Origin of the sequence: Micromonospora sp. NPDC007230, from assembly GCF_042869115.1 — a bacterium.
Classification (GTDB): domain Bacteria; phylum Actinomycetota; class Actinomycetes; order Mycobacteriales; family Micromonosporaceae; genus Micromonospora.
Genome location: NZ_JBIAFE010000006.1, coordinates 101,969 through 116,722, shown reverse-complemented (window position 1 = coordinate 116,722; position 14,754 = coordinate 101,969). Strand labels below are relative to the sequence as shown.

Annotated in this window: 15 protein-coding genes; 1 reads left to right on the top strand and 14 read right to left on the bottom strand. The window is 70.9% G+C overall.

Translation table 11 applies throughout. The features are described from left to right. The 13 genes from nuoH to mqnC form a co-directional block, all read right to left on the bottom strand. A complete protein-coding gene (gene nuoH, locus ACFYML_RS10985) occupies positions 1–1,350 on the bottom strand; it encodes an NADH-quinone oxidoreductase subunit NuoH (protein WP_387420416.1) in 1,350 nt (449 codons plus the stop codon). Then, a complete protein-coding gene (locus tag ACFYML_RS10980; protein WP_387420415.1) occupies positions 1,347–3,863 on the bottom strand; it encodes an NADH-quinone oxidoreductase subunit G in 2,517 nt (838 codons plus the stop codon). Before ACFYML_RS10980 ends, nuoH begins: the two co-directional genes overlap by 4 nt. Beyond that, positions 3,863–5,179, bottom strand: a complete 1,317-nt coding sequence (gene nuoF, locus ACFYML_RS10975) for an NADH-quinone oxidoreductase subunit NuoF (protein WP_387420414.1) — start codon at positions 5,177–5,179, stop codon at positions 3,863–3,865. Before nuoF ends, ACFYML_RS10980 begins: the two co-directional genes overlap by 1 nt. Next, complete coding sequence (gene nuoE / locus ACFYML_RS10970) at positions 5,176–6,003, bottom strand: NADH-quinone oxidoreductase subunit NuoE (RefSeq protein WP_387420413.1); 828 nt, start codon at positions 6,001–6,003, stop codon at positions 5,176–5,178. The genes nuoF and nuoE overlap by 4 nt, the downstream gene beginning before the upstream one ends. Further along, complete coding sequence (locus ACFYML_RS10965) at positions 6,000–7,328, bottom strand: NADH-quinone oxidoreductase subunit D (protein ID WP_387420412.1); 1,329 nt, start codon at positions 7,326–7,328, stop codon at positions 6,000–6,002. The genes nuoE and ACFYML_RS10965 overlap by 4 nt, the downstream gene beginning before the upstream one ends. After that, on the bottom strand, positions 7,325–8,062 hold the full coding sequence (locus tag ACFYML_RS10960) for an NADH-quinone oxidoreductase subunit C (RefSeq protein WP_387420411.1): 738 nt from the start codon (positions 8,060–8,062) through the stop codon (positions 7,325–7,327). Before ACFYML_RS10960 ends, ACFYML_RS10965 begins: the two co-directional genes overlap by 4 nt. After that, complete coding sequence (locus ACFYML_RS10955; RefSeq protein WP_073834100.1) at positions 8,059–8,736, bottom strand: NADH-quinone oxidoreductase subunit B family protein; 678 nt, start codon at positions 8,734–8,736, stop codon at positions 8,059–8,061. Before ACFYML_RS10955 ends, ACFYML_RS10960 begins: the two co-directional genes overlap by 4 nt. Before the next feature lie 14 nt (positions 8,737–8,750). Then, positions 8,751–9,116, bottom strand: coding sequence for an NADH-quinone oxidoreductase subunit A (locus tag ACFYML_RS10950; RefSeq protein ID WP_073834101.1), 366 nt, complete (start codon positions 9,114–9,116; stop codon positions 8,751–8,753). Between the two features lie 133 nt (positions 9,117–9,249). Then, positions 9,250–10,524 carry a geranylgeranyl reductase family protein gene (locus tag ACFYML_RS10945; RefSeq protein WP_387420410.1) on the bottom strand — a complete coding sequence of 425 codons (1,275 nt, stop codon included), beginning with the start codon at positions 10,522–10,524 and terminating at the stop codon, positions 9,250–9,252. 134 nt (positions 10,525–10,658) lie between these two features. Continuing rightward, a complete protein-coding gene (locus ACFYML_RS10940) occupies positions 10,659–10,877 on the bottom strand; it encodes a hypothetical protein (protein ID WP_073834102.1) in 219 nt (72 codons plus the stop codon). Between the two features lie 90 nt (positions 10,878–10,967). Next, positions 10,968–11,678, bottom strand: a complete 711-nt coding sequence (locus ACFYML_RS10935) for a demethylmenaquinone methyltransferase (RefSeq protein ID WP_357434727.1) — start codon at positions 11,676–11,678, stop codon at positions 10,968–10,970. Between the two features lie 161 nt (positions 11,679–11,839). Further along, entirely contained in the window at positions 11,840–11,965 is a 126-nt protein-coding gene (locus tag ACFYML_RS10930; protein ID WP_387420576.1) for a hypothetical protein, read from the bottom strand. A 301-nt stretch (positions 11,966–12,266) separates the two neighbouring features. Beyond that, entirely contained in the window at positions 12,267–13,457 is a 1,191-nt protein-coding gene (mqnC, locus tag ACFYML_RS10925; protein ID WP_387420409.1) for a cyclic dehypoxanthinyl futalosine synthase, read from the bottom strand. Positions 13,458–13,591: 134 nt separating this feature from the next. On the opposite strand from mqnC, the gene ACFYML_RS10920 reads away from it, so the two are divergent. Further along, positions 13,592–14,272 (top strand): hypothetical protein, encoded by a 681-nt coding sequence (locus tag ACFYML_RS10920; RefSeq protein ID WP_387420408.1) that lies wholly within the window; start codon positions 13,592–13,594, stop codon positions 14,270–14,272. 112 nt (positions 14,273–14,384) lie between these two features. Here ACFYML_RS10920 and ACFYML_RS10915 read toward each other — a convergent pair whose 3' ends face one another. Next, positions 14,385–14,666, bottom strand: a complete 282-nt coding sequence (locus ACFYML_RS10915) for a hypothetical protein (RefSeq protein WP_387420407.1) — start codon at positions 14,664–14,666, stop codon at positions 14,385–14,387. Between the last annotated feature and the right edge of the window lie 88 nt (positions 14,667–14,754).

Here is a 14,754-nt window from a genome sequence, read left to right as displayed (position 1 = left end):
TCACACCTCCCTGGAGTCCGAGCCGACGTTGGCCGGCTCCCGCTCGGCGACCACGCGCCTGGTGCGCGGGCTCGGTGGTACCTGAAGATCCATCGGCGGCAGCGGGAAGCTGCCGTGCGGCCGGCTGTTCACCTGCTCCTGGAGCGACGGCTTCGGCTCCTTCTTCCGGCTCGGCCAGAAGAGCGTGGCCAGCAGCAGAACGCCGGCGCCGATGCCGGTGGCGACGAGCCGGTCCTTGGTCTGCCAGTCCTCGATCGAGCGGAGCCCGGCCAGGACCAGGATCCAGATCAGGTTGATCGGGAGCAGGACCTTCCAGCCGAAGCGCATGAACTGGTCGTACCGCAGCCGGGGCAGCGTGCCCCGCAGCCAGACGAAGACGAAGACCAGGATCAGCACCTTGCCGAAGAACCAGAGCATCGGCCACCAGCCCGAGTTGGCGCCGGCCCAGAAGGTGGTGATCGGGGCCGGGGCCCGCCACCCGCCGAGGAAGAGCGTGGTGGTGACCGCGGACATGGTGACCATCGAGACGTACTCGGAGAGCATGAAGAGCGCGAACTTCAGCGAGCTGTACTCGGTCATGAAGCCCGCGACCAGCTCCGACTCCGCCTCGGGCAGGTCGAACGGCGCCCGGTTGGTCTCCCCGACGGTGGCGATGAAGAAGATGATGAAGCTCGGCAGCAGCAGGATCGCGTACCAGCCCGGGGCCGGGACGTCGACGCCGAGGATGTTCAGCTGCGTGCCGTGCGCCTGGGCGGCGACGATCCCGCTGGTGGACATCGTGCCGGCGGTCATGAACACCGCCACGATGCTCAGCCCCATCGCGACCTCGTACGAGATCATCTGGGCGCTGGACCGGAGACCACCGAGCAGCGGGTACGTCGACCCGGAGGCCCAGCCGCCGAGCACGATGCCGTAGATGCCCATCGAGGAGCAGGCCAGCAGCACCAGCACCGCCACCGACACGTCGGTCACCTGCAGCGGCGTCCAGTGGCCGAAGATGCTCACCTTCGGGCCGAACGGCACCACCGACAGCGCGGTGACCGCGCAGATCACCGAGATGGTCGGGGCGAAGAAGTAGACGACCTTGTCGGCGGCCCGCGGGAGGATGTCCTCCTTGAAGGCCATCTTCAGGCCGTCGGCGAGGGTCTGCAGCAGACCGAACGGGCCGACCTGGTTGGGTCCGGGCCGCACCTGCATGTAGCCGACGACCCGACGCTCGAACCAGACGCCGAGCAGCGTGGCCAGCAGGCCGAAGACGAACGCGAAGACGATCTTGATAAGGACCAGCCACCACGGGTCCTTGCCGAAGTCGGCCAGCGTCGGGTCCTGCGCGGCGAGGTAGAGGTTCACTGGACACTCCCGGTGTTGAGGAGCGGACCCGGGCGGCCATCGGCGTCCGCGGCGACGCGCCCAGCCGGAACGGCCGGAGCATCGACCGACGCGGCGGAGACCTGCACGACGTCGCCGGACGTAGCGCCGAGGCTGCGCCGGACGGTCGAGCCGGGTGAGTTGGTCGGCAGCCAGACGACGCCGTCCGGCATCTCGGTGATCGCCGCCGGCAGGGTGACCGCGCCGCGGTCGGTGCCCACGGTCACCGGGTCGCCGTCGGCGACGCCGAGCGCCTCGGCAATGCCCTTGCCCAGCCGGACCACCGGCGGGCGGGCGGTGCCGGCGAGGTGCTCGTCACCGTCGGTGAGGCTGCCCAGGTCGATCAGCTGGTGCCAGGTGGCCAGCACGGCCTCGCCCGGCCCAGGCTGTTGGACGGCGCCCGGCTCGACGCTGGGGGCGGCCGGGGCATCCACCCGGGTCGGCGGTAGCGCGGCCAGCTCGCGGCGGACGCTCGTCACGTCGCCGGTGCCGAGCCGGACGTCGAGCTGCGCGGCCAGCGCGTCGAGCACCCGCCCGTCGCTCATCGCCGCGGTGTCCAGCACCTTCTCGAAGGTGCGCAGCCGGCCCTCCCAGTCCAGGAAGCTGCCGGCCTTCTCGACCACCGGGGCGACCGGGAAGACCACGTCCGCCCGGCGGGCCACCGCGCTCATCCGCAGTTCCAGGCTGACCAGGAACGGCACCGCGTCCAGGGCCTGCTCGGCCAGGCGCGGGTCGGCCACGTCGGCCGGGTCCACCCCGGCCACCACGAGGGCGCCGAGCTGGCCGTTGGCCGCCGCGACGAGGATGCCGTCGGTGTCCCGGCCGGCCTGGCTGGGGATCACCCCGGCCGCGATGTCCCACGCCTCGCCCAGCTCGGCGCGGGCGGCCGGCTCGGTGACCAGGCGGCCACCGGGGAGCAGGTTGGGCAGGCAGCCCGCGTCGACCGCGCCGCGGTCACCCGCGCGCCGCGGCACCCAGGCCAGCTTGGCCCCGGTACGCCGGGCGACGTCCGCCGCGGCGGAGAGCCCGCCGGGCACCGCGCCCAGCCGCTCGCCGACGATCAGGATCGCGCCCGGCTGGCTCAGCGCCTCAGCCACCGTGGCGTGCTCGGCCAGCACGCTGGCCTCCTCGCCCGGCACCACCCGGGCCAGCTTGGCGCCGAGCTTCTCCAGGCCGCGCGTCGCGAACGGCGCGATCGCGTACACCGTGAGCTTCTTCTGCTGGTACGCCTTGCGCAGCCGCAGGAAGAGGATCGGGCACTCCTCCTCCGGCTCCAGGCCGACCAGCACCACCGCGGGCGCGTTCTCCACGTCCGGGTAGGTCACGTCGGTGACCCCGGCGACGCTGCTGGCCAGGAAGTCGGCCTCCTCGCGGGAGACCGGGCGGGCCCGGAAGTCGATGTCGTTGGTGTGCAGCGCGACCCGGGCGAACTTGGCGTACGCGTAGGCGTCCTCGACGGTCAGCCGGCCGCCGGTCAGCACGGCCGTGCCCGGCCCGCCGTCCCGGGCGGCCCGCAGGCCCTCTGCGGCCCGGGTCAGCGCCTCGCTCCAGGACGCCTCGCGCAGCTCACCGGTCCGCTCGTCGCGGACCAGCGGGGTGGTGAGCCGGTCGAACGCCCGGGCGTACTGGAAGCCCCAGCGGCCCTTGTCGCAGTTCCACTCCTCGTTCACCGCCGGGTCGTCGCCGGCCAGCCGGCGCAGCACCTTGCCGCGCCGCCAGTCCGTGCGCTGGGCGCAGCCGGCCGAGCAGTGCTCGCAGACGCTCGGGGTGGAGACCAGGTCGAACGGGCGGGCCCGGAACCGGTACTGCGCGCCGGTCAGCGCGCCCACCGGGCAGATCTGCACCGTGTTCCCGGAGAAGTACGAGTTGAACGGGACGTCACCCGCCTCGTCCCCGGACTCCGCGCCGTACGCGTCGTCCCGGTAGATGTTGATCTCCTCGGCGGACGACCGGTTCATCAGGTCGATGAACTTGTCACCGGCGATCTCCTCGGAGAACCGGGTGCAGCGCTGGCAGAGCACGCACCGCTCGCGGTCGAGCAGCACCTGGGTGCTGATCTCCAGCGGCTTCTCGTACTCCCGCTTGTGCTCGTGGAACCGGGAGTCCGTCCGGCCGGTGGACATCGCCTGGTTCTGCAGCGGGCACTCGCCGCCCTTGTCACACATCGGGCAGTCCAGGGGGTGGTTGAGGAGCAGCAGCTCCATCACCCCCTCCTGCGCCTTCTTGGCGACCGGCGAGGTGAGCTGGGTCCGCACCACCATGCCGTCGGCGACCGTCTGGGTGCAGGAGGCGACCGGCTTGCGCTGGCCCTCGACCTCCACCAGGCACTGCCGACAGGCGCCGGCCGGGGCCAGCAGCGGGTGGTCGCAGAAGCGCGGGATCTCGGTGCCCATCTGCTCGGCGACCCGGATCAGCAGCGCCCCCTTGGGCGCGGTGACCTGGACGCCGTCGATGGTCAGGGTGACGGTCTCGGTCTGCTTGGCTACGTCGGTCATCAGTGGGCTCCCACCAACTGCTTGTCGGAGAGCTTCGGCGCGGTACGTCCCTCGATGTAGTCGAGGTAGTCCTGCTTGAAGTACTGCAGCGACGAGGTCACGGAGCTGGTCGCACCGTCACCCAGACCGCAGAACGAGCGGCCGAGGATGTTGTCGCAGGTGTCGAGCAGGGTGTCCAGGTCCTCGTGGGTGCCCTGGCCGGCGAGGATCCGCCGGTAGACCCGGACCATCCAGTAGTTGCCCTCGCGGCACGGGGTGCACTTGCCGCACGACTCGTGGTGATAGAACTCCAGCCACCGGTACGTCGCGTACACCGGGCAGTCCTGGTCCGAGAAGATCTGCGTGGCCGTGGTGCCCAGGATCGAGCCGGCCGCCGCCACCCCCTCGAAGTCCAGCGGCACGTCCAGGTGCTCGGCGGTGAGCAGCGGCGTCGACGAGCCGCCCGGGGTCCAGAACTTCAGGTTGTGCCCGGGCTGCATCCCGCCGGCCAGCTCGATCAGCTCGCGCAGGGTGATTCCCATCGAGCACTCGTACTGGCCCGGGTTGGCGATCCGGCCGGAGAGCGAGTAGATCATCGGGCCGGACGACTTCTCCGTACCCATGGTCCGCCACCAGTCCGCGCCACCGAGCACGATGTAGGGAACGCTGGCGATGGTGCCGACGTTGTTGACCACGGTCGGGCTGGCGTAGAGGCCGTGGGTCGCCGGGAACGGCGGCCGCAGCCGGGGCTGGCCCCGGAAGCCCTCCAGCGAGTCCAGCAGCGCGGTCTCCTCGCCGCAGATGTACGCCCCGGCGCCGGAGTGCACCACCAGCTCCAGGTCGAAGCCGCTGCCGAGGATGTTCCGGCCCAGGTAGCCCTTGGCGTACGCCTCCTGCACGGCGTTGCGCAGCCGGCGGGCGGCGTGCACCGCCTCACCCCGGATGTAGATGTAGGCGCGGTTGGCCCGGATCGCGTACGAGGCGATGATCACGCCCTCGACCAGCGAGTGCGGGTCGTGGGTCATCAGCGGCAGGTCCTTGCAGGTGCCCGGCTCGCCCTCGTCGGCGTTCACCACCAGGTAGTGCGGCTTGCCGTCGCCCTGCGGGATGAACCCCCACTTGAGACCGGTCGGGAAGCCCGCGCCACCCCGGCCGCGCAGCCCGGAGTCCTTGATCAGCTGGATCAGGTCGTCCGGGTGTGCCTTGACCGCCTTGCGCAGGGCGGCGTAGCCGTCCAGCTTCTCGTAGGTGCCGATCCGCCAGGCGTCCGGCGACAGCCAGCGCTTGGTGAGCACCGGCGTCAGCTTGGCCAGCGTCTCCGGCCGAGGCGTCGTCACTTCTTGGCCTCCGCTTCCTTGAGGTTGCGCTGCTGCGCCCCGGCCCCGTCGCCGGCCGGCTTGCGGTCGGTGGCCGGCGGGTTGGCCGCCGCACCCGCGGCCTGGGCGGCCTTGGCCTGCTCGGCGGCCTTGTCGGCCTCGGCCTTGCTGCGGATCGGGGTGTTCGGGTCGAAGCCCGGCACCGAGATGCCGTGCTGCTCGGCCAGGCGCAGACCGCGCAGGGTCGCCGCACCCGGCCCGCCGTCGGCGACCGCGCCCTCCCGCTCGTCGGCGAAGCCGGCCAGCTGGACGGACATCTCCTTGAGGCTGCAGAGCCGGGCGCCCCGGGTCGGCATCGGCCGGCCGCCGGCGCGCAGCTCCTCGACCACGCCGAGCGCGGCCTGCGGGTCGACCCCGTCGAAGAAGTCGTAGTTGACCGTCATCACCGGGCCGTAGTCGCACGCCGCCAGGCACTCGGCGTGCTCCAGGGTGATCTTCCCGTCCTCGGTGGTCTCGTCGTGCCCGACGCCCAGGTGCTCGGCGAGGGTGTCGTAGACCTCCTGGCCACCCAGCACGTTGCACATGGTGTTGGTGCAGACGCTGACCAGGTAGTCGCCGGTCGGCTTGCGCTTGTACATGGTGTAGAAGGTGGCCACCGCACCGACCTGGGCCTTGTTCAGGCCGAGCACCTCGGCGCAGAACTCGACGCCGGCCGGGGAGACGTAGCCCTCCACCGACTGCACCAGGTGCAGCAGCGGCAGCAGGGCCGAGCGGGACCGGTCCGCCGGGTACCGGGCGATGATCTCCCGCGCCCGGACCCGGGTCTCTTCGGTAAACACAGTCATCGGTCACAACCACCCATCACGGGGTCCAGCGAGGCGCCACCGGCGATCACGTCGGCGATCAGTCCGCCCTCGGCCATCGCCGGGAGGGCCTGCAGGTTGATGAAGCTGGGCTCCCGGTAGTGCACCCGGTACGGCCGGGTGCCACCGTCGGAGACCGCGTGCACGCCCAGCTCGCCGCGGGGCGACTCGATGCCGACGTACACCTGGCCCGGCGGGACCCGGAAACCCTCGGTGACGAGCTTGAAGTGGTGGATCAGCGACTCCATCGACTGGCCCATGATCTTGGCGACGTGCTCCAGCGAGTTGCCCATGCCGTCGACGCCGATGGCCAGCTGCGCCGGCCAGGCGATCTTCTTGTCGGCCACCATCACCGGGCCGGGCTTGCTCAGCCGGTCCACCGCCTGCTCGACCAGCTTGAGCGACTCCCGGATCTCGGCGAGCCGGACCTGGTAGCGGCCCCAGACGTCGCCGTCGGTGTGCGTCGGGACGTCGAACTCGTACGTCTCGTAGCCGCAGTAGGGCATGGTCTTGCGCAGGTCCCAGGCGAGACCGGCGGAGCGGAGCACCGGACCGGTGACGCCGAGCGCCAGGCAGCCGGTCACGTCGAGCACCGCGACGTGCTTGGTGCGCTCGACCCAGATCGGCTGGCCGGAGAGGAGGTCCTCGTACTCCTTGAGCTTCTTCGGCATCATCTTCAGGAAGTTGCGGATCTTGACGATCGCGTCGTCCGGCACGTCCTGCGCCACCCCGCCCGGCCGCACGTACGCGTGGTTCATGCGCAGGCCGGTGATGGTCTCGAAGATGTCGAGGATGTACTCCCGCTCGCGGAAGCCGTACAGCATGATCGAGATCGCGCCCAGCTCCATGCCCGTGGTGGCCAGCCAGACCAGGTGCGAGGAGATCCGGTTGAGCTCCATCATGAGCACCCGGATGGTGTTGGCCCGCTCGGTGATGTCGTCGGTGATCCCGAGCAGCTTCTCCACCGCCAGCGCGTACGCCGTCTCGTTGAACAGCGGGGAGAGGTAGTCCATCCGGGTCACGAAGGTCGAGCCCTGGACCCAGTTCCGGTATTCGAGGTTCTTCTCGATGCCGGTGTGCAGGTAGCCGATGACCGAGCGGGCCTCGCGGACCGTCTCGCCCTCCAGCTCCAGGATCAGCCGGAGCACGCCGTGCGTGGACGGGTGCTGCGGACCCATGTTGACGACGATCCGCTCGTCGTTGATCGGGTCGGTGCCGGAGACGACCGTGTCCCAGTCCCCACCGGTGACGGTGAAGACCTTGCCCTCGGTGGTCTCGCGCTCGGTCGCGTAGTTCGACGTCGTCACTGGTACGACCTCCGCTTGTCCGGCGGCGGGATCTCCGCGCCCTTGTACTCGACGGGCACGCCGCCGAGGGGGTAGTCCTTGCGCTGCGGGTGCCCCTCCCAGTCGTCCGGCATGAGGATCCGGGTCAGGTTGGGGTGGCCGTCGAAGACGATGCCGAACATGTCGTACGCCTCCCGCTCCTGCCAGTCGGCGGTCGGGTAGACGCTGGTGACGCTCGGCAGGTGCGGCTCCTCGGCGGAGACCGCGGCCTCCAGCCGGACCCGGCGCCGGTAGGTCATCGAGGTGAGCTGGTAGACGACGTGCAGCCGGCGCTCCTCCGCGCCCAGGTAGTCCACGCCGGACACCGAGGAGCAGAGCTCGAAGCGGAGCGCCAGGTCGTCGCGCATCACCTGGCAGACCTCGGCGATCCGCTCCGGGCGGACGTGCAGGGTCAGCTCGCCCCGGTCGACCACGACCTTCTCGATGGCGTCGCCGAAGTCGGGGTACGCCTCCTCCAGCGCGTCCCGGACCTCGTCGAAGTAGCCGCCGTACGGCCGGGGGCTGTCCTCGATCGCCGTGCGCTGCCGGACCAGCCCGCCGAAGCCGGAGACGTCGCCGGTGCCGTGGATGCCGAACATGCCGCGGCCGGCGGGGCTGGCCGGCGGGAGCTCGGCCGGTGCGCCGCTGGTGGCGCCGGCCGGCGGCACCGGTACCGGCACGCCGCCGTTGTTGTTGCTGTCGTTTGGTGCGGTCACTTCGGGCCCCCGTGTGCGTGGAGGTGGTTCTGCGCCTTCATCCAGTTCTCGATCCGCAACTGCTCCTCGCGCCCCTCGCGGACCGCCCTGGTCCACTCGGCGCGCCGGGCCTTGTCGTTGCGGTACGACGACGGCATCGAGCCGTACGGCACGACCGGCACGTCACCGCGCTCCTTGCGGGCCTCCAGCATCTTGCGGCCGTTCGGGCCCAGCGGCTCGTACATGATCTTCTCGCGGAGCTTGAGGATCGCGTCGATGAGCATCTCGGGCCGGGGCGGGCAGCCCGGGAGGTACATGTCGACCGGGACGATGTGGTCGACGCCCTGCACGATGGCGTAGTTGTTGAACATGCCGCCGCTGCTGGCGCAGACGCCCATCGAGAGCACCCAGCGGGGCTCGGCCATCTGGTCGTAGATCTGGCGCAGGACCGGGGCCATCTTCTGGCTCACCCGGCCGGCCACGATCATCAGGTCCGCCTGCCGGGGCGAGGCCCGGAAGACCTCCATGCCCCAGCGACCCATGTCGTAGTGCGGGCCACCGGCCGCCATCATCTCGATGGCGCAGCAGGCCAGGCCGAACGTGGCGCCCCAGACGGACGACTTCCGCGACCAGTTGACCAGCTTCTCGACGGTGGTGAGCAGGACGCCGGAGGGAAGCTTCTCCTCGATGCCCATCTGCCGTACCTCCCTCAGTCCCAGTCCAGGCCGCCGCGCCGCCAGACATAGGCGTAGGCGACGAAGACCGCGACGATGAACAGGACCATCTCCACGAAGCCGAAGATCGGCAGGGCGTCGAAGGAGACCGCCCAGGGGTAGAGGAAGATGATCTCGATGTCGAAGACGATGAAGAGCATCGCCGTCAGGTAGAACTTGATCGGGAACCGGCCGCCGCCGACCGGCTGCGGGCTCGGCTCGATACCGCACTCGTACGCCTCGAGCTTGGCCTTGTTCAGACGCCGGGGGCCGGCGAATCGGGCGGCGGCCACGGAGAACAGCGCGAACCCCGCGGCGAGGGCGAACAGCCCGATGATGGGTGCGTAAGGAGAGAGCGTCATCGTTGTCTCCTGCTCGTCCTTCCCTGACCTCGGTGGTTGGCAAAAATCACACTATTCACGTCCCTCGTGACCTCGGCCGGCGGGGGTCGATCTTTGTCGGCGTCCGCGGCCTCATCGGCCGCCGGCGCCGTTGTCAGACGGCCGGCGCCACCCGCGTCATCGCGTTGATGACCCGGTCCATCGCGTCCCCGCCGCGCGGGTCGGTCAGGTTGGCCAGCAGCTTGAGCACGAAGCGCATCAGCATCGGGTGCGGCATGCCGTGCTTGGTGGCCAGCCGCATGATCTCCGGCCGGCCGATGAGCTTCACGAAGATCCCGCCGAGCCGGTAGTAGCCGCCGAAGCGGGTCTTCAGCTCCTGCGGGTACGCCAGCAGCGCCCGTTCCCGCTCGGCGCCGGCCGGCCGGGCGAGCGCCTGCACCGCCACCTCGGCGGCCAGCTCGCCGGACTCCATCGCGTACGCGATGCCCTCGCCGTTGAACGGGTTGACCATGCCGCCGGAGTCGCCGACCAGCATCGCCCCGCGGGTGTAGTGCGGCACCCGGTTGAAGCCCATCGGCAGGGCGGCGCCGAGGATCGGCCCCTCGGCGTTCGCCTCGTCGGTCATCCCCCAGTCCTCCGGGGTGTTGGCCAGCCAGTCGGTGAGCAGCCGCCGGTAGTTGGTCTTGCCGAACGCGGCGGAGGAGTTGAGTACGCCCAGGCCGACGTTGACCCGGCCGTCACCGAGGCCGAAGATCCAGCCGTAGCCGGGCAGCAGCGCGTCGCTGCCCTTGGCCCGCAGCTCCAGCCACGACTCGAGGTAGTCGTCGTCGTGCTTGGCGGGCGAGCGGTAGTAGCGGCGGACCGCCACGCCGATCGGCCGGTCCTCCCGCTTGGTCAGCCCGAGGGCGAGCGGGAAGCGGCCGGAGACGCCGTCCGCGGCGACCACCAGCGGGGCGTGGAAGGTGGCCGGCTCCTTGTCCGGGCCCACCTCGGCCTGCACGCCGATCACCCGGTCGTCGGCGTCGAGCACCGGGCCGGCCACGTTCACGCTGGTCCGTAGCTTCGCCCCGGCGGCGACGGCCCGCTGGGCGAGCAGGTCGTCGAAGTCGAGCCGGGTCCGGACCAGGCCGTAGTTGGGGAAGCTGGCCAGGTCCGGCCAGTCCAGTTCCAGGCGTACCCCGCCGCCGATCACCCGCAGGCCCTTGTTGTGCAGCCAGCCGGCCTCGGGCGAGGTGTCCACGCCCATCCGGATCAGCTGCCGCACGGCCCGGGGGGTGAGCCCGTCGCCGCAGACCTTCTCCCGGGGAAACTCGGTCTTCTCCAGCAGCAGCACGCGTACGCCGTGCCGCGCCAGGTGGTACGCCGTCGCCGATCCTCCGGGACCGGCGCCCACGACGATCACGTCGGCGTCGTTCTCCACCGCGGTCATCTGCGCCTCCTCCCGCATGCTCGTGAAATGGTTCACAAGCCGATCGGGTTGGAGTCTATGACCGGGGTTACACCAAGAGGTGGTGAGGGGTACCTAACTTCGCGGAAACGGGCCGGTAGGAGTCCATTTCGACGTCACGGGCGGGCGGAAGTGGCCGGCCCGAGGCCGGCGTCGAGGCGGATCGCCTCCGGCAGGTGCTCGCGCAGCGCGCCGCCGGCCGCCCGGTCGAGCGCGGCCAACACCTCCGCGACCACCTGACGGACGTCGGCGGGATCCGCGCCGGCCAGCTCCTTGAGCTGAGCGATGAGTTCCGCGGCGTCATCGTCCGTGGCCACCTGCTCGGGTCCCGTCATGGGCCGAGCCTACGAAACCAAGTAGACCAAAAACGGATATTCACGAAATAGGGTGGTTTGCCCTGCCTCTGGCGACGGGCCGGCCCGTCGTCAGTCCCGGACTGCGCGGTGCAGGGCGACGACGCCGCCGGTGAGGTTGCGCCAGGCCACCCGGCTCCACCCCGCCGCGCCGATCCGCGCGGCCAGCGCCGCCTGATCCGGCCAGGCCCGGATGGACTCGGCGAGGTAGACGTACGCGTCGGGGTTGCTGGAGACCGCCCGCGCGACCGCGGGCAGCGACCGCATCAGGTACGACAGGTAGACCGTGCGGAACGCCGGATTGACCGGCCTGCTGAACTCGCAGACCACCAGCCGGCCGCCCGGCCTGGTCACCCGGGCCAGCTCGCGCAACGCCGCGTCGGTGTCGTTGACGTTGCGCAACGCGAAGGAGATGGTGACCGCGTCGAAGCTGGCGTCGGCGAAGGGCAGCCGCAGGGCGTCCCCGGCCAGCAGCGGCACCGCCGGGCGGGTGCGCTTGCCGGCGTGCAGCATGCCCAGCGACAGGTCGGCGCCCACCGCGTACGCGCCGGAGTGGGACAGCTCCTCGGTCGAGACGCCGGTGCCCGCGCCCACGTCGAGCACCCGCTCCCCCGCGCTCAGCCCGAGTGCCTCGCGGGTGGCCCGCCGCCAGAACCGGTCCTGCCCGAAGGAGAGGACGGTGTTGGTCAGGTCGTAGCGGGCCGCCACGCCGTCGAACATCGCGGCGACCTCGTGCGGCTGCTTGTCCAGGTTGGCGCGCTGGCCCTGCGGGGTACGGCTCACCCCTCCACTCTGCCAGCCGGGCCGCGGGCCGCCCCCGACGGGTGCCCGGACCCGCCGAGGGCGGGATGGTGCGAAGACAGTGGGGGCGGGATGGTGAACCATCCCGCCCCCACTGCCGTGCGTTATGTGAACGGCCCTCGCGGGCCGATGGAGGACGACCGTCAGGCGGTCGGCTTCTCGTCGCCCGGGGTCACCAGGACCACCCGGCGCCGACGGGCGACCAGGAACATCGCGCCACCCGCGAGCAGCACGGCCGCGCCGATGCTGAGTTGGACCCGCTTCCGCATGTTCGTTGACAAGATGCCCCCGTACCGCGATGTGGCGATGGACCCGGGGAGGCTATCGATCGATCAGCACCCGCGCCATCCCACACGCGGGAGCCCGGAGCCGCCGAAGCAGGGAGGACGTCAGATTTGCCCCGTATTGATACGGGTTATCGACAACAGCAGGCATCGCCGGACGCCGGTTGGTCAGGAAGTCCGGCCCGTCCGGTCGATCCGCGGTCGGATGTTCGGCGGCGTGCGGCTGCCACTGATTCCCCCGCCCGACGCCGCGCATTGGCATGGGCGCCCGCCCCCGGCACCCGCGTCAGCGGGCGTCGACCAGCGGCAGTGACCTCCCGGCCCCGCCACCTGGCAGGGCGATCGAGGAGAAGTGCGAGACCACCCGGTCGTCGCTCGGGTCGTCGGCCGGCGTCCAGTGCACCGCGAGCCGCTGGTAGAGGGTGTCCCGCTGCGCGGGGATCCGGTCGGCGCTGCGGATCATGCCGATCAGCTCGTGCAGGTTGGACCGGTGCCGGGCACCGGCCGAGGAGATGACGTTCTCCTCCAGCATGATCGAGCCGAGGTCGTCCACCCCCATGTGCAGGGCGAGCTGCCCGACGTCCTTGCCGGTGGTCAGCCAGGACGCCTGCAGGTGCGGCACCGTCTCGAAGAAGAGCCGGGCCACCGCGATCAGCCGCAGGTATTCCATCGTGGTCGCCTGGGTGCGGCCCTTGAGGTGGTTGTTCTCCGGCTGGTAGGTCCACGGGATGAACGCCCGGAAGCCGCCCGTGCGGTCCTGCACGTCGCGGATCATCCGCAGGTGCTCGATCCGCTCGGCGTTGGTCTCGCCGGTGCCCATCATCATGGTCGCGGTCGACTCAAGGCCCTGCCGGTGCGCCAGCTCCATGACCTCCAGCCAGCGCGCACCCGACTCCTTGAGCGGGGCGATGGCCCGGCGCGGGCGGTCCGGCAGCATCTCGGCGCCGGCGCCCGCGATCGAGTCCAGCCCGGCCGCCTTGATCCGGGCGATGGCCTCGTCCAGGCTCACCCCGGAGACCTTGGCCATGTGCAGGATCTCGCTCGGGCCGATCGAGTGGATGGCGAGCTGCGGATACGCCCGCTTGACCGCGGCGAAGAGCTCCTCGTAGTACTCCACGCCGTAGTCCGGGTGGTGGCCGCCCTGGAGCATGACCTGGGTGGCGCCCAGCTCGACCGCCTCGCCGCAGCGGCGCAGGATCTCCTCGGTGGGGTGGGTCCACCCCTCCTTGTGCTTGGGCGCCCGGTAGAAGGCACAGAACTTGCACGCCGTCACACAGACGTTCGTGTAGTTGATGTTGCGGTCGATCAGATACGTGACGATGTTGTCCGGGTAGCGTCGCCGGCGCACCGCGTCCGCCGCCTCGCCAAGCGGGTGGAAGGGCGCCTCGGTGTAGAGCAGCAGGGCCTCCTCGGGCGTGATCCGCCCGCCGTCCGCGCCGCGCTGCAGGATGTCGTCGATCTCCCGGCTCACCGTCACGCCTCTGAGCCTACGCCCGCTTGGCGCCACGCCTTGTCGGGGTGTTCCGCCATGTGACGTGCCCAGCGGGACAACGAAGCAGTTGGTCGTCGCCTATCGTGCGGTGGTTCCCAGGCCTCTCACAAGGAAGAGTCGTGACCGCACCGTACCCGCACCAACCTCAGGTTCCGCCCGCCCCGCAGCCGGCGGCCGCGCCCGCCGCCGCTCCCCTCACCTGTCGCTTCTGTGGATCGATTCCGGCGATCAAGGCGACCCTGCACGGGCATCAGGGCTTCCTCATCTTCATGCGTGTCCTCACCCAGCACGGCCCGTACTGCAGGGCGTGCGGCATCGCCACCTGTCGCGACATGAGCGCGAAGACCCTCTGGCAAGGCTGGTGGGGCTTCCTCTCCATGATCATCACCCCACTCGTCCTGATCGGGAACCTCGTCACCCGGGTTCGGCTCGGCCGCCTCGGCGAGCCGATGCCCGGCGCGCCGGGCGTACCCGCGGTGCCGGGCAAGCCCGTGTTGCAGCGGGCCGCGGCGTTCGGCCTCGTCGTACCCGTGGCCATCGCCTTCGCTGTCGGCTGGGCCATTTCCAGTGACCCGGCCTACGCCGAAGTCGGCGCGTGCGTCAGCGCCGAGGGCACGAGCACGAACCCGGATGTCACCGTCGTCGACTGCGGCGACCCGGCGGCCGCGTACGTCATCCTCGGCAAGGTCGAGGACAGCACCGACGATGCGAAGTGCGAGCAGTTCCCCGGCACGGTCGCGAGCTACACCGAAGAGCAGAACTCGCGCAAGCTCCTGCTGTGCCTCGGCCAGAACGGGTGACGGTTCCCTCGCTGGCCTCTGCCCGCTGCGTGCCGGTCCCGGATCACGGACGGACCGGCACGCGGCGTGGCTTCCGGCGTCGTAGGCGAACGGGTCCCCGCTGGACGGTGATTCAGCTCATCCCGGGGCTCGCCACCGGGAGGCCCACCGTCTTCGCCGCGTCCAGCAGCCGCTGGTCGTAGGTGACGAACGCCGCGAAGTCGGCGCCTGCCTGGCGGGCCAGGATCTCCGCGGTCGCGAGGTGGATCGCGGCCAGGCTGCGCAGCAGCGGTTCGGCGTAGGCGCCGGCGGCGGCCCGGACAGCGGCGTCGATCTCGACGCGGTAGAGCCGCCCCAGCACCGACGGAACGCCGACCAGCGCCTGCGGTGCGGCGCGCCGGAGGGCCCGGGGCACCTCCACCTCGACCAGAGCCGACGAGACCAGAGACGTCCCGGCGCGCTCGTTGAGCCAGCCGACCAGCTCCGGGGTCCGCTGCTCCCGT